At 57.0% G+C, this 20,755-nt stretch carries 22 protein-coding genes, 1 tRNA gene and 1 pseudogene; 14 read left to right on the top strand and 10 right to left on the bottom strand.

From position 1 onward, the window contains the following. Positions 1–20 precede the first annotated feature (20 nt). The 3 genes from JOE33_RS06635 to JOE33_RS06625 all read left to right on the top strand — a co-directional run bounded on the left by JOE33_RS06635 (position 21) and on the right by JOE33_RS06625 (position 1,976). Positions 21–764, top strand: coding sequence for a hypothetical protein (locus JOE33_RS06635; RefSeq protein ID WP_187625241.1), 744 nt, complete (start codon positions 21–23; stop codon positions 762–764). A gap of 309 nt (positions 765–1,073) precedes the next feature. Beyond that, positions 1,074–1,340: a cupin gene (locus JOE33_RS06630; RefSeq protein ID WP_010432184.1), complete on the top strand. Its 267-nt coding sequence runs from the start codon at positions 1,074–1,076 to the stop codon at positions 1,338–1,340. A gap of 54 nt (positions 1,341–1,394) precedes the next feature. Beyond that, complete coding sequence (locus JOE33_RS06625; RefSeq protein ID WP_010432182.1) at positions 1,395–1,976, top strand: DedA family protein; 582 nt, start codon at positions 1,395–1,397, stop codon at positions 1,974–1,976. Between the two features lie 106 nt (positions 1,977–2,082). On the opposite strand, the gene JOE33_RS06620 is transcribed toward JOE33_RS06625, so the two are convergent. Further along, positions 2,083–3,195: a hypothetical protein gene (locus tag JOE33_RS06620; RefSeq protein ID WP_054993117.1), complete on the bottom strand. Its 1,113-nt coding sequence runs from the start codon at positions 3,193–3,195 to the stop codon at positions 2,083–2,085. A 141-nt stretch (positions 3,196–3,336) separates the two neighbouring features. Beyond that, positions 3,337–4,191, bottom strand: a complete 855-nt coding sequence (locus tag JOE33_RS06615) for an oxidoreductase (RefSeq protein WP_054993116.1) — start codon at positions 4,189–4,191, stop codon at positions 3,337–3,339. 325 nt (positions 4,192–4,516) lie between these two features. On the opposite strand from JOE33_RS06615, the gene nadA reads away from it, so the two are divergent. After that, the gene (gene nadA, locus JOE33_RS06610; RefSeq protein ID WP_010432175.1) at positions 4,517–5,575 is read left to right on the top strand and encodes a quinolinate synthase NadA; all 1,059 of its coding nucleotides are present in this window, start codon (positions 4,517–4,519) and stop codon (positions 5,573–5,575) included. Positions 5,576–5,654: 79 nt separating this feature from the next. On the opposite strand, the gene JOE33_RS06605 is transcribed toward nadA, so the two are convergent. Continuing rightward, the gene (locus JOE33_RS06605) at positions 5,655–7,088 is read right to left on the bottom strand and encodes a M48 family metalloprotease (RefSeq protein ID WP_010432172.1); all 1,434 of its coding nucleotides are present in this window, start codon (positions 7,086–7,088) and stop codon (positions 5,655–5,657) included. A 140-nt stretch (positions 7,089–7,228) separates the two neighbouring features. Between JOE33_RS06605 and JOE33_RS06600 the strand changes: the two genes are divergently transcribed. Together JOE33_RS06600 and JOE33_RS06595 are read left to right on the top strand one after the other, a co-directional pair. Next, on the top strand, positions 7,229–7,480 hold the full coding sequence (locus JOE33_RS06600) for a sulfurtransferase TusA family protein (protein WP_003317380.1): 252 nt from the start codon (positions 7,229–7,231) through the stop codon (positions 7,478–7,480). Between the two features lie 35 nt (positions 7,481–7,515). Further along, complete coding sequence (locus JOE33_RS06595) at positions 7,516–8,586, top strand: AI-2E family transporter (RefSeq protein ID WP_010432167.1); 1,071 nt, start codon at positions 7,516–7,518, stop codon at positions 8,584–8,586. A gap of 65 nt (positions 8,587–8,651) precedes the next feature. Here the strand turns inward: JOE33_RS06595 and JOE33_RS06590 are convergent, their stop codons facing one another. Together JOE33_RS06590 and JOE33_RS06585 are read right to left on the bottom strand one after the other, a co-directional pair. Continuing rightward, positions 8,652–9,125 (bottom strand): peroxiredoxin, encoded by a 474-nt coding sequence (locus tag JOE33_RS06590; RefSeq protein WP_003317382.1) that lies wholly within the window; start codon positions 9,123–9,125, stop codon positions 8,652–8,654. 9 nt (positions 9,126–9,134) lie between these two features. Continuing rightward, positions 9,135–9,698 (bottom strand): glycine cleavage system protein R, encoded by a 564-nt coding sequence (locus JOE33_RS06585; RefSeq protein WP_003317383.1) that lies wholly within the window; start codon positions 9,696–9,698, stop codon positions 9,135–9,137. Positions 9,699–10,023: 325 nt separating this feature from the next. Between JOE33_RS06585 and dapA the strand changes: the two genes are divergently transcribed. From dapA to JOE33_RS06555, 6 genes are all read left to right on the top strand, one after another. Beyond that, positions 10,024–10,902, top strand: a complete 879-nt coding sequence (dapA, locus tag JOE33_RS06580; protein ID WP_010432162.1) for a 4-hydroxy-tetrahydrodipicolinate synthase — start codon at positions 10,024–10,026, stop codon at positions 10,900–10,902. Between the two features lie 18 nt (positions 10,903–10,920). Beyond that, positions 10,921–12,039 (top strand): outer membrane protein assembly factor BamC, encoded by a 1,119-nt coding sequence (gene bamC, locus JOE33_RS06575; RefSeq protein ID WP_010432159.1) that lies wholly within the window; start codon positions 10,921–10,923, stop codon positions 12,037–12,039. Then, positions 12,040–12,798: an MBL fold metallo-hydrolase gene (locus tag JOE33_RS06570; protein ID WP_010432157.1), complete on the top strand. Its 759-nt coding sequence runs from the start codon at positions 12,040–12,042 to the stop codon at positions 12,796–12,798. It begins immediately after the preceding gene. Positions 12,799–12,826: 28 nt separating this feature from the next. Further along, on the top strand, positions 12,827–13,537 hold the full coding sequence (purC, locus tag JOE33_RS06565) for a phosphoribosylaminoimidazolesuccinocarboxamide synthase (protein WP_010420439.1): 711 nt from the start codon (positions 12,827–12,829) through the stop codon (positions 13,535–13,537). A 92-nt stretch (positions 13,538–13,629) separates the two neighbouring features. Further along, positions 13,630–13,719: transfer RNA gene (locus JOE33_RS06560), tRNA-Ser, on the top strand. Between the two features lie 156 nt (positions 13,720–13,875). Next, positions 13,876–14,259, top strand: coding sequence for a site-specific integrase (locus JOE33_RS06555; RefSeq protein WP_187625242.1), 384 nt, complete (start codon positions 13,876–13,878; stop codon positions 14,257–14,259). A 397-nt stretch (positions 14,260–14,656) separates the two neighbouring features. Here JOE33_RS06555 and JOE33_RS06550 read toward each other — a convergent pair whose 3' ends face one another. The 3 genes and pseudogenes from JOE33_RS06550 to JOE33_RS06540 all read right to left on the bottom strand — a co-directional run bounded on the left by JOE33_RS06550 (position 14,657) and on the right by JOE33_RS06540 (position 15,990). Continuing rightward, entirely contained in the window at positions 14,657–14,947 is a 291-nt protein-coding gene (locus JOE33_RS06550; RefSeq protein WP_187625243.1) for a hypothetical protein, read from the bottom strand. Then, positions 14,944–15,471, bottom strand: coding sequence for a DUF2778 domain-containing protein (locus tag JOE33_RS06545; protein WP_187625244.1), 528 nt, complete (start codon positions 15,469–15,471; stop codon positions 14,944–14,946). The genes JOE33_RS06550 and JOE33_RS06545 overlap by 4 nt, the downstream gene beginning before the upstream one ends. A 19-nt stretch (positions 15,472–15,490) precedes the next feature. After that, a pseudogene (locus JOE33_RS06540) lies at positions 15,491–15,990 on the bottom strand (type VI secretion system tube protein Hcp). On the opposite strand from JOE33_RS06540, the gene JOE33_RS06535 reads away from it, so the two are divergent. Then, the gene (locus JOE33_RS06535; RefSeq protein ID WP_187625246.1) at positions 15,989–16,303 is read left to right on the top strand and encodes a hypothetical protein; all 315 of its coding nucleotides are present in this window, start codon (positions 15,989–15,991) and stop codon (positions 16,301–16,303) included. The pseudogene JOE33_RS06540 and the gene JOE33_RS06535 overlap by 2 nt on opposite strands. Before the next feature lie 725 nt (positions 16,304–17,028). On the opposite strand, the gene JOE33_RS06530 is transcribed toward JOE33_RS06535, so the two are convergent. Then, complete coding sequence (locus tag JOE33_RS06530) at positions 17,029–18,150, bottom strand: alkene reductase (RefSeq protein ID WP_187625247.1); 1,122 nt, start codon at positions 18,148–18,150, stop codon at positions 17,029–17,031. 331 nt (positions 18,151–18,481) lie between these two features. Between JOE33_RS06530 and JOE33_RS06525 the strand changes: the two genes are divergently transcribed. Beyond that, a complete protein-coding gene (locus JOE33_RS06525; RefSeq protein WP_032616101.1) occupies positions 18,482–19,411 on the top strand; it encodes a LysR family transcriptional regulator in 930 nt (309 codons plus the stop codon). Between the two features lie 102 nt (positions 19,412–19,513). Here JOE33_RS06525 and JOE33_RS06520 read toward each other — a convergent pair whose 3' ends face one another. Beyond that, complete coding sequence (locus JOE33_RS06520; RefSeq protein ID WP_187625248.1) at positions 19,514–20,482, bottom strand: LLM class oxidoreductase; 969 nt, start codon at positions 20,480–20,482, stop codon at positions 19,514–19,516. Positions 20,483–20,755 lie beyond the last annotated feature (273 nt).

Genomic DNA, 20,755 nt, shown 5'->3' with positions numbered 1-20,755 from the left:
GTCCTGAAAGGAGTAATGCCTTGAACCTTTTGTCCAGGGCCAGACCTGACCGCGCACCGAAGACGGCACGGGCGGCATCGAACCTCGCCAGCCTGGGGCTTTTGATCGTTGCGTGTACTTTTCACTTGCCGGCGCTGGCTGCAGGGGTTCCCGCCAACACTGTTTCTGCACCGGCAAGCCAGTCGGGCGCTTCGTCCCGGCGGGCAGACTTCAGGAACACTGAAGTGTCGCCGCAGGCGCGCGATACCGCCAACTGGGTTGTGGACTCGGGTGACAATCAGGGTATGCCGTTCATCATCATCGACAAAATGCAGGCCCGGGTGCTGGTGTTCGATGCCCTTGGTCGGCTGGGTGGCTCGGCCTCGGCGCTGTTGGGGCTGGCCGTTGGCGATGACTCTGTGCCGGGCATCGGGCAACGTAAGTTATCCAGCATTCTCCCCCATGAACGCACCACCCCGGCAGGGCGCTTTGTGGCGTCACTGGCCCCCAATCTGAAGGGTGAAGAAATTCTCTGGGTGGATTATCAAAACGCTATCGCAATGCACCCGGTGGTGACCAGCAACCCGAAAGAGCACCGGGCCGAGCGTCTGGCGTCGTCCCGTCTTCAGGACAAACGCATCTCTTACGGCTGCATCAACATACCGGCGGACTTTTACCTCAGCCATGTCAGCCCGGCTTTCAGCGGCACCAATGGCGTGGTGTACGTGCTGCCGGAAACCCGTTCGAATGCAAGCGTGTTTACCTCGTACTATCAAGTCAAGTAACGCCTTCACATTGGCCACCTGAGCGCCTGTGTGCTTCTACTGCTCTCTCTGAGCGTCCCAATGCCTCGTTGTGCTCGTCAACAGCCTGCAGGCACCCGAGTCCGTCCTGATAGAGATCGCTCTGTTCGCAGCCATGCCCGGAAGGGCTGGCAAACTTATTGAATGTTGCGCCCTCGGGCTGATCTATAGCCTCGGCGTCTTTGAGTTTTGCGAGGCTGTATTCATTGTTGTGATGGGTGGTCCCGGTGCTGTGATTCCGAGCGTCGATTCGGTTCACCACCCCATTCAAAAGATTCAGGAAAAGTAGAAATGGAAAAAGAGGCTTTTTTGCAACTGCTTGCTGTCGAAGGATTCGGCACCGTCGTTGAGGTTGAGCGCGAAGCGTTGGGTACGCTGGACTCGCATGCCCACAACTTCGAGGCGATGGCGCTGGTTCTGCACGGTAGTCTGGTGATCCATAAATCCGGTGGTGATTTCACCTATAGCACTGGAGATATTTTTCATCTGGAATGCAACGAACCCCACTCGGAAGTCTTTGGTGAACATGGCGTACGCTATTTGGTGGGAAGAAAGTGACGAAGCTGGCATTTCAGCCTGGATTCAAGTGATGTCAGACGTACAGGAAAGACCATGTTCGAACATCTAGACCTCAACGCGCTGATCGCCGCCTACGGCTATTGGGTGATTTTTCTGGGCTGCCTGCTGGAAGGCGAAACAGTGTTGATCCTCGGCGGCATGGCTGCGCACCAAGGCAATCTGCAATTGCTGCAAGTGATCGGCTTGGCCACGTTGGGCGGTATGCTCGGCGATCAGTTGCTGTTCTGGACCGGACGTTATTCCGGGGAGCGCCTGCTGCCTAAACTCAAGCGTCACCAGTCTGCTATCAAGCGGGTCGAGGGTCTTATCCAGCGTTACCCCACGACCTCTGTATTCGCTGTTCGCTTTCTCTACGGCATGCGCCTTGTGGGGCCCATGGTGATAGGTGCAAGTGGCCTGTCGCCCTGGCGTTTCGCGCTGATCAATGTCCTGAGTGCGGCAGTCTGGGCGACCCTGTTCGTCTGCGCCGGCTATTGGGCCGGAGAGGCATTACAGCATTTACTTGGTGACCTGAAGCCGTATCGCCTGCCTATCTTCCTTGCGGTGGTAGCACTGGTGACCCTTGCGGCGCTGGTACGGTATGTGCGCCGCCGAACCAGGGCAACGCATGATTGAGGCGGTGGCGTCGACAGGCTTTTAGGCCATTGGCCATAGGATCGAATCCCGCACGATCCACCATGCCGACTCCCAGGTCACACAAGAGGCACTGCAGTACAGAGTTTCAAGTAGGCGACTGGTCACGCTCAATACGTTGGGATAACTGTTGTAAAAGATCCTCATCAAAGACTCGCCCCTCTCGGCGGGAGGCAGAGGTCTGCACATTCTGGTCCAGACTTCTTTCCAGCTGCGCTCTTATGTTGTCACTCATAAACTGTCCATTTCTCCGATCCGGTCGGGGAGCGAAATCAGCATCGTGTGTATTTTCCTCTGACGAAGAGAGACTGCTCGTTTCCGACGGGCCTGCGCTACGTGCATCCTCAGCCGGGAGCCAGTGTTCCTCATGAAAATCTGCGAACTCTTGCTTGCTGAATTCGTATTGCAGACCACGCGGAGTACTAAGCGTGGTGGCAGGTACAGATGCCGATGGTGGCTGTGATTGTTTGTCCGACACCTTTTGAAAAGGCGCTGTCGCCAGCTTGCGCAGTCTCGCGCCTGCGATTGTTACATGGGCGACGGGTAGTGCGGTCATGCGGCTATTGGAGCGACCATCATTGACGCGCATATCAGCAAGCTTGCTTGCCATCTTGCGCTGCATACTCTGCTTGTCGAAGCGTTCAACGTCTCTCTTCAACGCCTTCTGTTCTTCAGCAATATCGCCCTGTGATCGCTGCTTCAGCTCCGGTAGACTTGCAGTAGCAGATGGGAGAGAAGAAGGCTCTTCAGCTTTTACTTCGGACAATTCACGGGCGTGCTCCAAAATAACCTTTGTGATACTGCCAGCTTCGGTTTCGAAGTACCGCTCTGCTCGAAACGCGAGCGCCTCAAGTTCAAGTTTGTCGTCATGAGGCATGAAGTTGGCCAGTAACAGACCTTTCTTCTCATCCAGAATCGCACTGACGCCGAACTGAACGACAGGCTTTTCCCGAGCTGGATTGGGAATGAAGAGATCCTTTGCCAGTGCATCGCAGGCCGAACTGGCGAGTAGTCGTTGCGTGGAAGTCCCATGCGCTCTCAGGCGCTGAAGATAATTCTCGGTACGAGGCGTTACACGGCTTTTCAGATTGACTCGCGACGGCGCTGCTGCCCCTACGCTGCTTGAGGCTGACGCAGATTGCGCCGCATTTACCTGGGCTGGGTGCGTATCAACAAAAGCCGATGGGCGATTGACCTGCATGTAGTGCCTCCTAAAAATCTGGAAAAATCTTTAGGCTGAGTGGCCGAGGCTCAAATCTGGTTCCGTAATTCCTTGGTCCTTGAGGCCCGGCCATAGCGTTGTCGTGCGCCGGTACGATCATCTTACGGTGCCGAGTGCACCTCACTCTTTCGGAAAGTCTGCTCCGGTGCTGATGTCGCGAACCTGCTCGATCTGCTTCAAGCGTGCCTGACGATCAGCCACTACGGCGTCATATCCCCAGCTGCCCAATACAAGATGACGCGGCGCATCGGGTTTTTGTGTCAATGCGATCATGGCCTCTGCGGCACGTACCGGGTCTCCGGCCTGATTTCCGTTCGATTGCCTGGTCGACTCCAGACGCTTGGCGGCGGTGTCCTTGTAGTCGTCGATACGCGATGGCGTCTGGCGCAACGAGCGTCCCGCCCAGTCGGTACGAAACGGCCCCGGCTCTACGCACGTGACGGAAATCCCCAATGGCTTGACCTCCGCGAGCAGCGCGTCGGAAAAACCTTCGACGGCGTGCTTGGAGGCTGCGTAGTAGCCCGATCCCGGAAAGCCGATCAGGCCGGCGACCGAGGTGATATTGATGATGTGACCGCTGCGTTGCTCACGCATGATCGGCAGCACCGCGCGGGTAATGGCGAACAGGCCAAACACGTTGGCGTCGAACTGGGCACGTATTTCAGCATCCTCGCCTTCTTCGATCGAGCTCTGATAACCGTAGCCTGCGTTGTTGACCAGTACGTCGATTCTGCCGAACTGCTTCTTTGCGGCGGCCACCGCGGCGTGTATCTGGTCCGCCTTGCCGACGTCGAGGTCGACAGCCAGCACCTGGCCTTCTGCGCCCTCGGCCAGGTCTGCTACTCGCGACTTGTCCCTGGCCGTTGCGACGAGGCGCCAGCCGCGAGCGATGACGAGTTTGGCCAGTTCGCGGCCGAAGCCGGTGGAGCAGCCGGTGATGAGCCAAACCGGGGTATTGGTCGATTCGCTTGCCATGTCATTTTCTCCTTCACAAAGGGGGGCTGAAGGTTGTGACAGGGCACAACGTGTGTCGTTTCATTGGCGGGCTGGTCGGAATGAATGCGTTATCAAGCGGTTTTCAAGAATGCTTCTCATCGGTGTCTGCTGAGCCAGAAACAGCTGTTAAATCAGTTTTTCGGCGCTAGAATCGGCGCGCCTTCAGAAGTCTGGCCGATATCCACCGGGTATCAGCCATACGCCTTGGTTGCAGATGGCGCAGCCTCTGTCAGGCTTTTTTTATTGCCTGTATTTCGGGTGTAAACTTGCCTTTCGCGCACTGGCGCTTTCAGGTCCCGTGAACATGACACAGATCTCCGAACGTTTCCTGGTGCAGGCGCATCTCGATGCCAAACAGCCCAGGACGTTGAGCCCGGCAGAGCAGGCGCGTTACCGTGCCGACATCGCTGCGCAACTCAAGAAGCAGGACGCCGTGCTGGTCGCTCACTATTACTGTGATCCGGTTATCCAGGCCCTGGCCGAGGAAACCGGTGGCTGCGTGGCCGATTCTCTGGAAATGGCGCGCTTCAGCAATAACCACGCGGCCAGCACTGTGCTGGTGGCGGGTGTCCGTTTCATGGGTGAAACCGCGAAGATCCTCAACCCTGAAAAACGCGTGTTCATGCCGACGCTCGAAGCCACCTGCTCGCTCGATGTGGGTTGCCCGGTCGACGAGTTTTCCGCTTTTTGCGACCAGCACCCGGAGCGTACCGTGGTGGTGTATGCCAATACCTCGGCAGCCGTCAAAGCCCGTGCGGACTGGGTGGTGACCTCTGGCTGCGCGCTGGAAATCGTCGAGAGCCTGATGGACAACGGCGAGAAAATCATCTGGGCGCCAGACAAGCACCTGGGCCGCTACATTCAGCGCGAAACCGGTGCCGACATGCTGTTGTGGGACGGTGCCTGCATCGTCCACGAAGAGTTCAAATCCAAGCAGCTCGAAGACATGAAAGCCCTGTACCCCGAGGCTGCGATTCTGGTCCACCCGGAATCGCCGGAAGCGGTCATCGAGCTGGCTGACGTGGTCGGCTCCACCAGCCAGATGATTGCCGCAGCGCAACGCTTGCCCAACAAGACGTTCATCGTGGCCACTGACCGGGGCATCTTCTACAAGATGCAGCAGCTGTGCCCGGACAAGATCTTCATCGAGGCGCCTACGGCCGGTAACGGCGCGGCGTGCCGGAGCTGTGCACATTGCCCGTGGATGGCGATGAATACGCTTGAGCGCACCTTGCAGTGCCTGCGTGAGGGCAGTAACGAGATATTCGTCGACCCGGCGCTGATCCCCAATGCCGTGCGCCCATTGCAGCGCATGCTGGACTTCACTCAGGCAGCGCGCTTGAGACAGGCAGGCAACGCCTGACCGCTGTGATGAAAAAGCCCGACTGAAGTGTCGGGCTTTTCATTCGTGGCTGAATCGGGCGCCTTGCGACGCCGGACGATCAGTTCATCATGTCCTTGACCATCCGCTCCTGCTCGATCAGATCCTTTTGTCGCGCGTCGATACGTGACGCCAGCTGAAAATTATTGGCCGCACGGCGTTTGGCGAAGTCCAGCTGCTGGATCGCCTGACGGAAATCACCGACCAGCGCAAAGTACTCGGCGCGCGCCTGATGCAGGCCGATCGTATTGCCGTTCAGGCCCCGGGTTTCCGCCACGACGTACCAGATGTCCGGATCATCCGGGCGGGTCTTGAGCAGTGCTTCAAGGCTTTTTTCAGCCTCGGCCGTGCGGTTCTGCTTGAGCAGCACGTCGATACGCACGTCATTGAGCGGATAATTGCCGGGGTACAGCGTCAGCATGCGATCAACACGCTGCTGCGCATCGGCCAGCCGGTTATTGGTGATGTCCAGGTCGATCTGCGTCAGGTTGTAGGTGATGTCGTTCGGCGCTTTTTCGAGCAATGGCTTGAGGGTTTCCCTGGCCTCGTTCAACTGGCCGCCCTTGATCTGCGCGATGGCCAGGCCATAGCGAGCCGGATCGGATTTCGGGTTTTCAACCAGTTGCGCACGGAAGCGCTTGGCGGCGATGCCAGGCGTTTCTTCGTAGATCAGTGCCACGCGGGCGCGCATCAGTTGATACAGCAGGCTGTCTTCCTTGCCGCCCGGTTTGGCCTGTTCGGCACGGTTGCGTGTGTCGGCGATCCGCGATTCGCTGACCGGGTGAGTCAGCAGAAACTCCGGAGGCCTGGCGTCGAATCGATACTGACGCATGAGACGCTCGAACATGGTCGGCATGTTGCGCGGGTCATAACCGGCTTTCTCCAGATTGAGAATGCCGATGCGGTCGGCCTCCTGCTCGTTCTGGCGCGAAAAGCGCCGTTGTTCCTGGATCGCGGCGGCCTGCGAGCCGGCGATGGCAGCAATACCGGCGTCACCGGCGCCTGCGGCTGCCATGACGATGCCCGCCAGCATCGCGGCCATGACCGGCACCTGCATGCGTTGCTGGGCCTCGATGCCCCGGGCGAAGTGGCGCTGCGACAAGTGGGCCAGTTCGTGAGCCAGCACCGAGGCGTACTCACCCTCGGTCTGAGCATTGAGAAACAGGCCGCCGTTGACGCCGATGATGCCGCCGGGTGCAGCAAAGGCGTTGAGTTGCGGGCTGTTGATCAGGATGAATTCAAGCCGCCGGTCCTGAACCTGACTGGTCTCGGCAAGGCTGTAGACCGAAGTTTCGACGTAGTCCTTGAGTTGCGGGTCCGACAGCTGTGCCACCTGACCGCGCAGCAATCCCAGCCACGCACGGCCCAGACGGTGCTCCTGTTCAGGGGAGACAATCGAGGAGCTGGCGTCACCAAGCGAGGGGAGGTCATCCGCCATGCCGTGTGTAGCGAACAGGCAGGCGAGGGTGAGCAGTGTAGGACGCAAAAAATTCATGCACGAAGCTCTGGTCAGAAGAACCTGTACTGTAGCTGGCTCAATGGCGTGCTGACCAGAGTGAGGTATTCTTGCCGTCTTGTTCGCCCTGCCTTTTCGGACCTGCTTTGTAATTCGATGTGTCCGCCTGGAGAGAAACGATGTCTGACGCTGTAGTGCGCCCCGAGGCCTGTGACGCCGAACTGGATGCCAGTGGTCTCAACTGTCCGCTGCCCCTGCTGAAAGCCAAGATGGAGCTCAACCGCCTGGCCAGCGGTGCGGTGCTGAAAGTAATTGCCACCGATGCCGGTTCGCAGCGGGACTTTCGAACCTTTGCCAGGCTCGCCGGGCACGAGTTGCTGCATGAAGAGGTCGATGCCGGGATTTATCGTTACTGGCTGCGCAAGGCCTGACCCACTGCCGCGTTTTTTTCCGAAAAGGATGTTTGATGTTCAATGTGCTTCGCAATTGGGTGCAACGCTACTTCTCTGACGAGGAGGCAGTGGTACTGGCGGTCCTGCTGTTTCTGGCGTTCACCCTTGTCCTGACGCTGGGTGGCATGCTGGCTCCGGTTCTCGCCGGTCTGGTGCTGGCGTTTCTGATGCACGGTCTGGTCAGTGTTCTGGAACGCCTGCGCCTGCCTGAAATGGCCGCCGTCGGTCTGGTGTTCACCTTGTTCATCGGCGTATTGCTGGTGTTCCTGCTGGTATTGGTGCCGTTGCTCTGGCACCAGATGATTACCTTGTTCAACGAAGCCCCGGGCATGCTTGCAAAATGGCAGTCGGTGCTGTTGTTGCTGCCCGAGCGTTACCCGCACCTGGTGTCTGACGAGCAAGTGCTGCTGGCCATCGAGGTCGCCCGTGGTGAGGTGGGCAAGATCGGTCAGTTGGCGCTGACGTTCTCGATCTCCAGCTTGCCGTTGCTGGTCAACCTGATGATCTATCTGGTGCTGGTGCCGATTCTGGTTTTCTTCTTCCTCAAGGATCGGCACATGATCGGCCGCTGGGCGCGTGGCTATCTGCCCCGCGAGCGTGCCTTGATCAATCGGGTGGCGGATGAGATGAAGCGTCAGATTGCCAATTATATTCGCGGCAAGGTCATCGAGATTTTCATCTGTGGGGGCGTTACCTACATCGCTTTCGCCGCGCTCGGGCTCAATTACGCAGCGCTGCTGGCAATGCTGGTCGGCATATCGGTGGTCGTGCCTTATGTCGGTGCGGTGGTGGTCACCGTGCCGGTGGCATTGATCGGTCTGTTCCAGTGGGGCTGGGGTGATCAGTTCATCTACCTGATGATCGCTCACGGGATCATTCAGGCGCTGGATGGCAACGTGCTGGTGCCGCTGCTGTTTTCCGAGGCCGTCAATCTGCACCCGGTCGCAATCATCTGCGCCGTGCTGCTGTTCGGTGGGCTGTGGGGGTTCTGGGGGATCTTCTTTGCGATTCCGCTGGCGACCCTGTTCAAGGCCGTGCTCGACGCCTGGCCTCGCAATGAGCCGACGGTAGCACCTTTGCTTTGACGCGATAGCCGCGACATCAGGGCTGAATCGCTGCGGCACGTGGCGCGCCGCAGCGGGTAGGCGGATCAGCCCTTGTTCAGGGCTTCGGCCTGCGCCAATACTTCAGCCACATGGCCCGGCACTTTCACACCGCGCCATTCCTGACGCAGTACGCCTTCCTTGTCGATCAGGAAGGTGCTGCGGTCGACGCCCAGGTATTCCTTGCCATAGAGCTTCTTGAGCTTGATGACGTCGAACAGCTGGCAGACCGCTTCGTCCTTGTCCGAAATCAGCTCGAACGGGAACGACTGCTTGGCCTTGAAGTTTTCATGGGTTTTCAGGCTGTCTCGGGACACACCGAGCACAACCGTGTTGGCTGCCTGAAACTGCGCGATGTGGTCACGAAAGTCCTGGCCCTGCGTAGTGCAGCCGGGCGTGTTGTCTTTCGGATAAAAATAAATCACGACCTGCTGACCCTTGAGCGCAGACAGCTCGACAGTCTGTCCGCTGGTAGCGGGTGCCTGAAAATCGGGAACCGGATGATCTACTGTGACAGTCATGAGGACTCCTTACATTGGGGCTTGTGGGCGCCAGGGTTCGATCAGTGCGTCCAGATTCAACGCATCGGCGAAATCGAGGAATTGATCGCGCAGCCAGCTGATCTGCGTCCCGGCAGGCAGTGTCACCGTGAACGTGGCGTTGAGCATGGTGCCGCCGGTCTGCGGAGCCTGGTAGGTATCGCAGATCAGGTTCTCCAGCTCGACGTTGTGGTCAATGAAGAACTGGCACAGCTCATTGATGATGTCCGGGCGGTACGCCGAGCTGACGTAGGCCACGTAGGGCAGAGCTTCAGGGCGGTTCTCCAGGGTGGCGCTGCGCACGACGCTGGTCGTGAACGCATGCTTCTTGGAGAGGCTCGACAGGCCGGTTTCAAGGCGCGCCAGAGCGTCCCAACTGCCCGACACCTGAAGAATCAGCGCACTGCACTCGCCGTGGCGGGTGAGACGCGAGGTGACGACCGAGCAGCGGTTTTCATGGCTGGCGCGGCACAGGACGTTGGTCAGCTCCATGGGGTTTGCGCCAAGGGCACTGATGACAAGGAATTGTTCGCGAACTGTGGGGGTGGACGACATGCAGCATTCCTAGACGATGAGCGGTCGGTACTTTTTCGGACTTGCGGGGCTGTTTCGACAATCGATGGCGCAAGATAACTTGTCGGGTCCCTCGGCGCCTGGCTTGCATGGATATACCATGACAGGGCTGGAGTGCGCTGGGGCAGGGCTTCTGGCGACAAATTCGACCGATTGAGCGAGGTGCGCAGGTGACCAGTACCGATCAAAGGACGAAGGGTAGCGAAAACCATCGCTCAGGGGAATGCTCAGAGCGCGGTACTTTGCTTGTACAAGGCTGATAGCGCCAGTACCATTACGGCTCTCTTTTTCCGGCAGGAGCGGTTGCATGATTGCGGGCAGTATGGTGGCACTGGTCACACCAATGGATGCACAAGGTCGTCTGGACTGGGACAGCCTGAGCAAACTGGTTGACTTCCACTTGCAAGAGGGCACCAACGCCATTGTTGCCGTAGGCACCACCGGTGAGTCGGCGACGCTGGATGTGAACGAACACATCGAAGTCATCCGCCGGGTGGTCACTCAGGTTGCAGGTCGCATTCCGGTCATCGCCGGTACAGGCGCCAATTCGACGCGTGAAGCTGTCGAACTGACCACCAACGCCAAAAATGCGGGTGCCGACGCGTGCCTGCTGGTGACGCCTTACTACAACAAGCCGACTCAGGAAGGCCTGTTCCAGCACTTCAGCCACATCGCCAACGCAGTCGACATCCCGCAGATCCTCTACAACGTGCCTGGCCGTACGGCCTGTGACATGCTGCCGGAGACCGTTGCGCGTCTGTCGAAGGTAAAAAACATCATCGGCATCAAGGAAGCCACCGGCAACCTGCAACGCGCCAAGGACATCCTGGCCAGCGTCAGCAGCGATTTTCTGGTGTACTCCGGCGACGACGCCACAGCCGTCGAATTGATGCTGCTGGGTGGCAAGGGCAATATTTCCGTCACCGCCAACGTTGCACCGCGCGCCATGAGCGATCTGTGCGCAGCGGCCATGCGCGGCGATGCGCAAACGGCCCGGGCGATTCACGAAAAGCTCATGCCGCTCAACAACACCCTGTTCATCGAATCCAACCCTATCCCCGTGAAGTGGGCGTTGCATGAGATGGGTTTGATGCCAGACGGTATCCGTCTGCCGCTTACCTGGCTCAGCGAAGCCTGTCATGAACCGCTGCGTCAGGCCATGCGCCAGTCCGGCGTCCTGGTTTAATTGAGGAAGTATCACGCAATGAAGCGATTGGCCGGACTTTCCGCACTTGCTCTTATTATCTCCAGCACCAGCGGTTGCGGTTGGCTCTGGGGCGAAGATGGTTACTTCCGTGATCGCGGCAGCGATTACCTCCAGGCGACCCAGACCCCACCCATGCAGTTGCCCGCCGATGTCAGCGGCGTCAAGCGTCTGGATCCTTTGCTGCCGATCCCGCGTAACGTGGCTGACAGCACTCAGAAAGACGGCGAGTACACGGTGCCCCGTCCTCAGCCGCTGGGCACGACTTCCGAGTCGAGCGACTTCAGCCTGCAGAAGAGTGGTGATGCGCACTGGATCCTGGCTCAGCGTCAGCCGGCCGAAGTCTGGCCGGTGGCCCATCAGTATTTCGAAGACAACGGTTTCCGTATCGCTGAAGAGCGTCCGCAGACGGGCGAATTCAGCTCTTCCTGGCAGCGCCTCGATGAACTGTCCGCTTCGGTGGCCAAGCGTCTGAGCGCTGCTGGTGTATCGGCCGACTCGGAAACCCGTGTGCGTGTTCGCATCGAGCCGGGCGTGCAGCGCAATACCAGTGAAGTCTACGTGGTCAGCGTCGAGCGTCCTGCCGGCAGCACTGCCGACGTGGCCTTCCCGACGCGCACAACCAATCTGGGCCTTGATGCCGCACTGACCGACGATCTGCTGGCCAGCATGGGCCGCAACGCCGAGAAGGGCGGTTCGATTTCCCTGCTGGCGGCACGTGACTACGACACCCCGAGCCGTGTTGCCTTGAGCGAAGACGGCAGTGGCAACCCGGTATTGAACGTCGGTGCCGATCTGGACCGCGCATGGTCGAGCGTCGGCCGCGCGCTGGATCAGGGCGACTGGCGTGTCGAAGACATCAACCGCAGCCTGGGTCTGTACTACATCAACCTGGCCGAAAAGGCCAAAACGCCTGAAAACGAGCCTGGTTTCTTCGGCCGCATGTTCGGCAGCAAGTCGACCAAGGAAGAGATCGATGCCCGTGCCGAGCGCTATCAGGTCCGCCTGAGCAAGGTCGGTGACAACGTTCAAGTGACCGTCGAGAAGAACATCAACACCGTTGCGCCTGCGGATATCGCGCGTCGGGTGTTGAGCGTTATTCAAGACAACCTGGGTTAAGTGCGTTTCGCGGTTCTCGGCAGCGGCAGTCGTGGCAACGGCACGCTGGTCGCAAGCAACGAGACGTACGTATTGGTCGATTGCGGTTTCTCCCTGCGGGAAACCGAGCGGCGCCTGGCTCGTCTGGGCGTCTCGGCAAGCCAGCTGAGCGCCATTCTGGTGACCCACGAACATGCCGATCATGTGCATGGCGTGGGCCTGCTGTCGCGGCGCTACAATGTGCCGGTCTACCTCAGCAGCGGGACCTTGCGCGGAATGCGCAAACCGGTGGAAATCGCCGGGCTGCTGGCAGGCGGGGAGAGTCTGCAGATCGGCGCACTGGACATCGATGTGGTGTCGGTGGCTCACGATGCACTGGAGCCGACGCAGTTCGTCTTCAGTGACGGCAAGCGCCGCTTCGGCCTGCTGACCGACCTTGGCTCTTACTGCTCCAACGTATTACAGCGTTATCAAGGCCTGGATGCCTTGATGATCGAGGCCAATCACTGTCGCGACATGCTTGCCCGAGGCCAGTATCCGGTCTTTCTCAAGCAACGCGTTGGCTGTGAAACCGGTCATTTGAACAACCATCAGGCTGCCAGCCTGGTGAGCGAACTGGGATGGCAGGACCTTCAGCACCTGGTGCTGGCGCATCTCAGCAGCAAGAACAACCTGCCGCATCTGGCCCGGCAATGTTTCGTCGACACCCTCGGGTGCGACCCGGACTGGCTGCAACTGGCCGATCAAGATTCAGGGCTCGACTGGCGACATATCGCCTAGCCCAACTACTTAGCAAGCGGAGCCCATCATGGAAAAACGTGAAGAACTCTACCGCGGCAAAGCCAAATCGGTTTACAAGACCGACGACGCCGACCGCTTGATCCTGCTGTTCCGCAACGACACCTCGGCGTTCGACGGCAAGCGCATCGAACAGCTGGACCGTAAAGGCATGGTGAACAACAAGTTCAACGCCTTCATCATGCAGAAACTTGAAGAAGCGGGCATTCCAACCCAGTTCGACAAGCTGCTGGGCGACAACGAGTGCCTGGTCAAGAAGCTCGACATGATCCCGGTCGAATGCGTCGTGCGTAACTACGCCGCTGGCAGCCTGGTCAAGCGTCTGGGCATCGAAGAGGGCACCAAGCTCAATCCGTACACCTTCGAGCTGTTCCTCAAGGACGACGCCAAGGGCGACCCGTTCATCAACGAATCCCACGTTGTGGCGTTCGGCTGGGGCACCGCCGAGCAACTGGTTCGCATGAAAGAGCTGTCGATCAAGGTCAACGATGTGCTGACCAAACTGTTCGACGACGCCGGCCTGCTGCTGGTCGACTTCAAACTCGAATTCGGCGTATTCCACGGTGAAATCGTCCTCGGTGACGAATTCAGCCCGGACGGCTGCCGCCTCTGGGACAAGGACACCCGCAAGAAAATGGACAAGGACCGCTTCCGCCAGGGTCTGGGCGACGTCATCGAAGCCTACGAAGAAGTCGCAAACCGTCTGGGCGTGCCGCTGTAAGCGGAAAAAACACGCAAGCGCTTGATAGCACGAAAAAAAAACAGCAGAAGGGCTTCGCCTTCTGCGCCGATGCTGTTATGATGCGCGCCGTTGGAGAGATGCCAGAGTGGCCGAATGGGACGGATTCGAAATCCGTTGTACCTTCACCGGTACCTAGGGTTCGAATCCCTATCTCTCCGCCATTATTTGAAAAGCCCCGAGCGTTAAGAGCGCTCGGGGCTTTTTTCGTTTGGGGAAATTTTGGGGGGGGATGGGGAGGATGTTATTCCCCCTTGCCACCGGTTTTGATTCCGTCTACGGCCTATTACGAAAAGCGTGGTGACGCCTGACGCGCCCAGATGCGCCGATCCGAGCTTGTCACACTGCGCAAGGATCAGATTCGGGGAAAGGTAGCTTTGGACAAGAAGAACAGCGAGCGCCGCTCTGTGTCGTTGTCCTCTAGGGTGTGCGAGGTCATAGAGGGATTGCCTGCTGCAATCAAGGGCGGATCTTTGTTCCGGCTCAAGGCTGATACAGTCAGTAATTACTTCCCGTTCGCTTGCGAGAGGGCGAATATCCAAGGACCTCGTCTTAATGATCTGAGGCATGAGGCCACAAGCGGTTTTTTCGAAAGCGGGTTCACTATGATGGAAGTCGCCAGCATTACTGGTCACAAGACATTGGCGATGCTTAAGCGCTACACTCACCTCAGTCCCGAGGACTTGGCCGAAAAACTGGGGTAAATCGGATAAACTTTATCAAGGAAGAAGTCATACGGCACTCAAAGCTATTGATGCTGCTACGTCATGTATTGATCGAAGCAGAAAGCTCTCCTGATCCGGTGGCTTGAAGAAGTGGTGAGCTTTTCAGTAGTTTGAGGGGCGAGCGCAAGTTGTCCAGTTTTTATCGGATCATTTCCTGCATTGGAGATGTGTGATTTCCAGCCAAGCATATCAAAAAAACCACGATTCTTTCTTCGTAAGTGATTGGAACTATAAGATCGCTAATAATCATAAGTTATAACCCTGACGGCTTTATAAAACTAATATAGGTAACATCTGCGTTTTTTTAGGCAGCCAGCAGCGTTTTTCGCTGCCTATTGCAAAAGCCAAAGGTGTGTTCAGTATAGTGATACGACTCCTATTTTTTAAGCTTTTCTTGATAGGGTCTTGAAGTGATGATTGAGGCCAGCCAGCCGAGTATAGTTACAAGAACCAAAGAGGCGATGAGCAGTACGCTGATTACCAATGTTTCTGCCTGCTCGGATCCATTGACGTTAAAGAAATTGGAGAGAGTTGTATACAGCGCATCACCGATAGAGGTTTCCAGTCCTTTTCGAACCAGTCCGCTTCCAATAAGGTATCGTGTGAGGAACGACGCTATCAAAAAAATCACGAAAGACTTTATGATTACTTTAACAATGCTCATCATTTTCTTTCTCTCGGATCTATTACGTCTAGAATACCGAAATATTTCTGTCCGGATCCTTGAATTCTATCTCCCTCCATATTGTGTAGGTATTTGCTTAGCTGATCAAATGCTATTTTAGATGTCATGGTGACACACCCTTCGCTCCGGCCCAGAGGGCCTACAGGATGTATTCTGAAATTTGCTCTTGTTACGTCATTGACGGTTGTTTGGTCATCAATGCGCCCATCATCTCGGTAAAGTGACAACCAGCCACTACGATCAGTTCGCGCATAAAAATCCTTGATTGGATCTCTGATCCAACCCAGCATCCCACCACTCTCTTTGTCCAATATGTAATATCTGCCGGGCGGCAGCGGTCCCAACTTGGCGTTGCTAATCTCGGATGGGTCATTTACAAAGCCTTCTCTTCCTGAAAAGGCCTCATAGCTCTCATTATTGCTGCAGTGCAGCATACTGGTTGTCTGGCCATTCAGCTCATAGGTGCAATAGGCGACCTTGTTGGTATCAACAGTTGGAGAAACCATTAACGTAGTCCTCTTGGTTTCAGGCGTATACTTTATTAGCTATACCATCCCAACCACCTACAACCTGGCCCCGCCCTGACCATCGGTACGCTTTTGTTGCGTATAGGTCATTTTCATACGGCCATAATTCAAGCGTATTGTTTCAGTGGGAAAGCCACCCTCAAGGCTGCCATTTCCGTTTAAATTCACAGATGAAATAATCACTTCTTCAAGAGTTTTTTCCAAATATTTTAATTTTTCAGCGCCAGCTCGATTTACCGCAATGATAACTTCTTTGAAGTGCTTCCCGCTGCAGCAGGCTTCATGAAGCTTAGGCGTTGATTTGTCCACAGTCTTGCGAAAAAAAAGATCGCTCATACGCGCTCGGCCACCTGTTGCTCCACCAGCACTTGTGGCAGTTGCTGAGGCTGATTGGCTTGCTCCTACGTCGAAATCCTCCATCTCGATCCAGTCCTTGAATTGAGCATCAAGCGCTTCGCCAGGGATACCTTCTATTTTTAAATAAGCGTCAAAAGCCATGAGTTTTTCTTCCGTCCATGTTGGTTGTTTAAGTAATTCTCAGCGCGGCGCTTTAGATCATGCAGTTTTCTTGCGCAAAAAAAATAAGCGTATTGAGCTGTGCTTGGGGCAGCGTTTAAGTCTCGTTTTGGCACAACATTATGCCTCCATTCACTTTGACCCAGCCAACTGTCCCATCGCATCGGAATTGATAAAGTCAATCATCTCCATGCTTTGTCACATCGGAACAAGGATTGCTCTGCTCAGACGCTCGACCAACTGGTCGATTGATGCAGTTGCCCATACTGGATTATGCATAGCCAGAATTATGTAAGACCAATCTGCTAGCCTTGTAAGTGCTTTCCTGTTTCGACCCCTCGCCGACTGCCATATTGCAATCTTCATCATACTCACAGATATAAAAACCGAGGCTTGCAACCCAAGCAGTGGGTGCGCAGAGCCTCGTTCCATATATTTGATCAGTCGACGCTGTGTGAAGTACGGTCGCCAATGCACAACGAGGTGCTGCTTAATAAAGTCGCACTCAATCGAGTGTTGTGTGGCAAAGGCGTAAGAGGAGTATGGAAATGACCTGATAGCTTTTGAGTCCGATGTCTCTTGTCAGGACGCTGCTATTCTCAATGTTTTGAGTGCGTTTGACTGCTATCAATCTTGGGCAGTATTCGCTAATACGTGAAGGATTTGATGTTCCTCGAAGCGCTGACGACGTTTTTGAGTGTCTTCATAGTATTGGCTTTCTGAAAGTATCGAGTGTCAGGCCTTTCTCGATGTAGCCGAAACCGGGAACTTAATCTCCTGCAAGCGATTGAAAAAGCTGGAAATTATTGATGATTCGAAATCCGTTGTACCCTCACCGGTACCTAGGGTTCGAATTCCTATCTCTCCGCCATTATTTATCCAAAAAGCCCCGCAATGCGGGGCTTTTTGGTTTCCGGGATTTGATAATCCCCAGCCAGCTCCCCATTTGTATCCTGAAAGGCAGCTTTGAGCGCGAGACCAGCCGAGACACCGCTCGAACGCGGCGCCCCGGCCACTAGGTCAAGCGCCGTAGGGCGCGTAGTCGATGTAGCCCTGCGCATCGCCACCGTAGTAGGTGTCACGGTCCGGGGTCGTCAGGGGCCAGCCGTTTTTCAGCCGGGCAACCAGGTCGGGGTTTCCGATGAAAGGCTGGCCAAACGCAGCCAGGTCGATCAGGTTTTCTTCCAGCAGTGCATCCGCGCGTTCGCGGGTCATGTCGCCGGCGAGGATCAGCGCGGTGTTGCCCAGTTCGGCCTTGCAGTGCTTGAGCAGTTTACGCAGTGCCTGTTCCTGAGCGGCCGAGCTTTCGCCGGCCATGAAGAAGTGCGTCTGGTCCATGACGTGTACATAGGCGATGCCGCGTTCGCGCATGCCTGCGCATAGCGCCGAGTAGGTTTCGTCGATCTCCGGGTAGAGTGGCATGTCGAACAATTGGCCATAGGGCGAGATGCGAATGCCAACGCGGTCGGCGCCGATTCTGGCGCAGGCGGCATCGACCACTTCGAAGACGAAGCGCAGGCGGTCTTGCAGATTGCTCGCACCGTACTGATCGGTGCGGTCGTTGACCTGCGGGTTGAGGAATTGCTCCAGCAGGTAGCCATTGGCGCCGTGAATTTCCACGCCGTCGAAACCGGCGTCGATCGCATTCTGCGCGGCCTGGGCGAAATCCTCGACGACCCGCGCCACTTCATCGGTAGTGAGCGGGCGCGGCACGGAGGTGGGCACGAAGCCGGGTTCGCCGTCTTCTCCATAGGCGAATGCTACTGCGCCCTGTGCTTGTTGGGTGGTGGCGCTGACCGGTGCTTTGCCGTCGATCTGGATCGAAGTGTGGGACACCCGGCCAACGTGCCAGAGCTGCGCGAACATGCGACCGCCGACGCTGTGGACCGAGTCGGTCACCAGCTTCCAGCCCTGGATCTGCTCCGGGGTATAGATGCCTGGATTGAACAGATAGCCCTGGCCTTCGCGAGAGATCGGCGTGCCTTCCGAAACGATCAGGCCAGCGGTAGCGCGCTGGGTGTAGTGCAGCGCGATCTGTTCGGTGGCGATATCCTCGGGGGCACGCGAGCGGGTCATGGGCGCCATGACGACGCGGTTGCTGAGTGGCGTGTTGCCGAGTTTGAATTCATTGAACAGAGTCAAGGCTGTCTCTCCTGTGGAGGGGAATCAAAAAAACGATGACGGCAGCAGCCTTGGGGAAGACGGCTGTCAGGGGAGTACTGGCGACGTGTCAGCGGCAGCGCAACGATCACTCCGAAGCTCATTAGCCACCCGCCAACTGGCCTTGCAGGGATGTTGCGACCGCCATCATCAGGACTGATAGTCCGAGCGTGAGGTGTTGTCCGGAGCCAGTTCAGCGCTGCATCAGGCTTAACTCCGAACAGGTTTTGACATAGTCTATTGGAGAAATGGTGTTTTATTTCTGCTGGTTTCTATCAAGTGTTTGGAATGGAATTCAATAATCGGAGTGTCTATGTTTTCGTCTGAGCGCCTTAAGGGTATCGATGTGTTCGTCATCGTCGCCGACATGGGCAGCTTCACGGCCGCCGCTGAACGGTTGAACCTGACCAACTCGGCGATCAGCAAGAGCATCGCGCGACTGGAAGGGCGTCTGCGCACCCGGTTGTTTCAGCGCACTACGCGTCGGTTGTCGCTCACCGAGGCTGGGGAAACCTTCTACCGTACCTGCACCACGGTCCTTTCGGATCTGGAGGAAGTCGAGATTGCGCTGACTTCAACCCAGACCGAGCCACAGGGCAAAGTGCGCATTGATTTGCCTGCTTCGTATGGGCGTTTACATGTCCTGCCGTTGATTCTTGATTTCATGAAGCAGCACCCCAGGTTGCAGCCCCATGTGTCTTTTTCCGATCGGTACGTCGACCCGGTGCACGAGGGCATCGATATCGTCGTCAGGATCGGTGGTTCAGACGCCTGGCCAGCCGCTATGGCTCACCAGTTTTTCGGAACACAGAAACTGATTTTCTGCGCGGCGCCCGAGTATGTGAACCAATATGGCGAGCCCAAAACGGTGTCAGACCTCGATGCCCACCGGTGCATCGGCTATGGGCAAAATGATGGTATGGCGATCCCCTGGTATTTCAAGGGCCGCCAGCCGGGGGATCGGGAGCGCAGGATCATGCATCCGCACATTGCTGTGGGCGACGGAGAAGGTGAGGTGATGGCGGTGTTGGCGGGGCTTGGCATCGCTCAGCTACCGACCTGGCTGGTCCAGGTGCATCTGAATAGCGGCAGGCTGGTGGAGGTGCTGCCGGATCTTGCTACCGAAGGCCTTCCAATGAATCTTGTCTGGCTGCGGAGTCGTGAGGCGCTGCCAAAAGTCAGCGCCTTGGTTGCCTACCTGGGAGCCAATCTCACGCCTGCCGGGCGTGTTGAGCGGGCTTGAATAGTCATTGAATCGCGGATGATCGTAAACCCGGTGATAACAGGCTCGCGCAAGGCCGCGGCGGCGCCAAGCGCCTGGCAGCACGAGGCTGGCCCCGCCTCCTCAGCCTGACGTGATGGAAAATTCGGGGAGGATGTGTTCCTGAAGTTCATCGATCACCTCCAGAGAAGGGCGTCGCGTGGGCTTAAGGTTCAATGCGACATGATTGATCCCGGCTTCGCGTTGCCGCGAGAAGAAGTCTTTCAGCGCCTTTCGACCGCCCCGTAGCACCCGACCGGTTTGTAGCGGCGCGTCAGGACTGGCGTCGAGGTCGAACATCGCGCCATAGCCGAAAGGGACGAATCCCCTGAAAGCGGTTGCCTCACGCCAGTGCGGTACAGCCTCCGGCATGCGCAGCGCGTCGCCGTGCCAGATCCAGGCATCCACATTGGCCGCAAGCCACTCCAGGCTCTGTCCTGCACGACCGATGGCAATGATAGGGACCCGTTGAGCTGCGGGTTTGGGCACCAGATCGATATCGCCCCGCAGTTGACCGAAATGCTGTGTCTTCAGGCGCGGAAATGACTCTGAAGTCAGCGTTTTGATCAGCGTTAGCGCTTCCCGATAGCGTTCCGCTCGACTGGCAAAGTCGACCCCGAAAGCCGGGTACTCTGTTGCCCGGTCACCCGAAGCCATGCCGGCGAGAAAGCGGCCTCCCAGAAGTTGGTCCGCCGTCGCGATCTGCTTGGCGGTGATAACCGGCTCTCGCAACGGGCTGACGATGCCTGCGGTGCCGATGGCGATTCTGGTAGTGAGCGCTGCCAGCCAGCCCGCGTACACCATCGGATCAAGGACCTGGCCGGTATCGCCAAATGACGGATCGTAAAACGGCACATCGCGCAGCCACAGCGCCGCAGCATCGCTCTGATCAAGACGCTGCACGATCTCGGCCTGGTCCTCCAGGCTGGGAAAAGGGCCGTCGGGATAGCCTCGCGCGGGCGAGATGAATCCGATGGTCAACTGGTCAGACTGAAATGTACGGCTGAACGCCGTATGGTTCTCCAGGCCGAGCGATTGATTGTTCTGAATCATCGTTTTACTCCGTTTCGGAAATCGATCATTCGATTCTATAGGTGACCTGAAAGCTGATCTCAGATCTTTTGGATCAGTCATTGTGAAAAAAAATCACCAATATTCTTTCTGCAATATTTAACCGAACGACTGGCTGTCGATGCAGGGTAGAAATACTGTCATCCTCCTCGTGCGAAATCGCTTGGTTTTCACATGTTCCCTTTGGCCATTCGCAAACTAATCCTGCCTCCCGGTTTCGCTTTCGCCCTTTCTGATCTATACCTTGGGTTCAAC

Source organism: Pseudomonas sp. PvP027, assembly GCF_017833005.1.
In the GTDB taxonomy this organism is placed as follows: domain Bacteria; phylum Pseudomonadota; class Gammaproteobacteria; order Pseudomonadales; family Pseudomonadaceae; genus Aquipseudomonas; species Aquipseudomonas congelans.
The sequence above is the reverse complement of the archived record's forward strand: the minus strand, read 5'-3'. Positions and strand labels throughout refer to the sequence as shown.

Excerpts from the sequence above, each read along its gene's own strand:
- JOE33_RS06555 (WP_187625242.1), top strand. The coding sequence starts at position 13,876 with ATGCGCCGATCCGAGCTTGTCACACTGCGCAAGGATCAGATTCGGGGA.
- bamC (WP_010432159.1), top strand. The coding sequence starts at position 10,921 with ATGAAGCGATTGGCCGGACTTTCCGCACTTGCTCTTATTATCTCCAGC.
- JOE33_RS06535 (WP_187625246.1), top strand. The coding sequence starts at position 15,989 with ATGAGTTTTTCTTCCGTCCATGTTGGTTGTTTAAGTAATTCTCAGCGC.
- JOE33_RS06585 (WP_003317383.1), bottom strand. The coding sequence starts at position 9,698 with ATGTCGTCCACCCCCACAGTTCGCGAACAATTCCTTGTCATCAGTGCC.
- dapA (WP_010432162.1), top strand. The coding sequence starts at position 10,024 with ATGATTGCGGGCAGTATGGTGGCACTGGTCACACCAATGGATGCACAA.
- JOE33_RS06550 (WP_187625243.1), bottom strand. The coding sequence starts at position 14,947 with ATGATGAGCATTGTTAAAGTAATCATAAAGTCTTTCGTGATTTTTTTG.
- JOE33_RS06545 (WP_187625244.1), bottom strand. The coding sequence starts at position 15,471 with ATGGTTTCTCCAACTGTTGATACCAACAAGGTCGCCTATTGCACCTAT.
- JOE33_RS06590 (WP_003317382.1), bottom strand. The coding sequence starts at position 9,125 with ATGACTGTCACAGTAGATCATCCGGTTCCCGATTTTCAGGCACCCGCT.
- JOE33_RS06520 (WP_187625248.1), bottom strand. The coding sequence starts at position 20,482 with ATGATTCAGAACAATCAATCGCTCGGCCTGGAGAACCATACGGCGTTC.
- JOE33_RS06525 (WP_032616101.1), top strand. The coding sequence starts at position 18,482 with ATGTTTTCGTCTGAGCGCCTTAAGGGTATCGATGTGTTCGTCATCGTC.
- JOE33_RS06605 (WP_010432172.1), bottom strand. The coding sequence starts at position 7,088 with ATGAATTTTTTGCGTCCTACACTGCTCACCCTCGCCTGCCTGTTCGCT.
- JOE33_RS06595 (WP_010432167.1), top strand. The coding sequence starts at position 7,516 with ATGTTCAATGTGCTTCGCAATTGGGTGCAACGCTACTTCTCTGACGAG.
- JOE33_RS06615 (WP_054993116.1), bottom strand. The coding sequence starts at position 4,191 with ATGGCAAGCGAATCGACCAATACCCCGGTTTGGCTCATCACCGGCTGC.
- JOE33_RS06625 (WP_010432182.1), top strand. The coding sequence starts at position 1,395 with ATGTTCGAACATCTAGACCTCAACGCGCTGATCGCCGCCTACGGCTAT.
- JOE33_RS06620 (WP_054993117.1), bottom strand. The coding sequence starts at position 3,195 with ATGCAGGTCAATCGCCCATCGGCTTTTGTTGATACGCACCCAGCCCAG.
- JOE33_RS06600 (WP_003317380.1), top strand. The coding sequence starts at position 7,229 with ATGTCTGACGCTGTAGTGCGCCCCGAGGCCTGTGACGCCGAACTGGAT.
- JOE33_RS06630 (WP_010432184.1), top strand. The coding sequence starts at position 1,074 with ATGGAAAAAGAGGCTTTTTTGCAACTGCTTGCTGTCGAAGGATTCGGC.
- nadA (WP_010432175.1), top strand. The coding sequence starts at position 4,517 with ATGACACAGATCTCCGAACGTTTCCTGGTGCAGGCGCATCTCGATGCC.
- purC (WP_010420439.1), top strand. The coding sequence starts at position 12,827 with ATGGAAAAACGTGAAGAACTCTACCGCGGCAAAGCCAAATCGGTTTAC.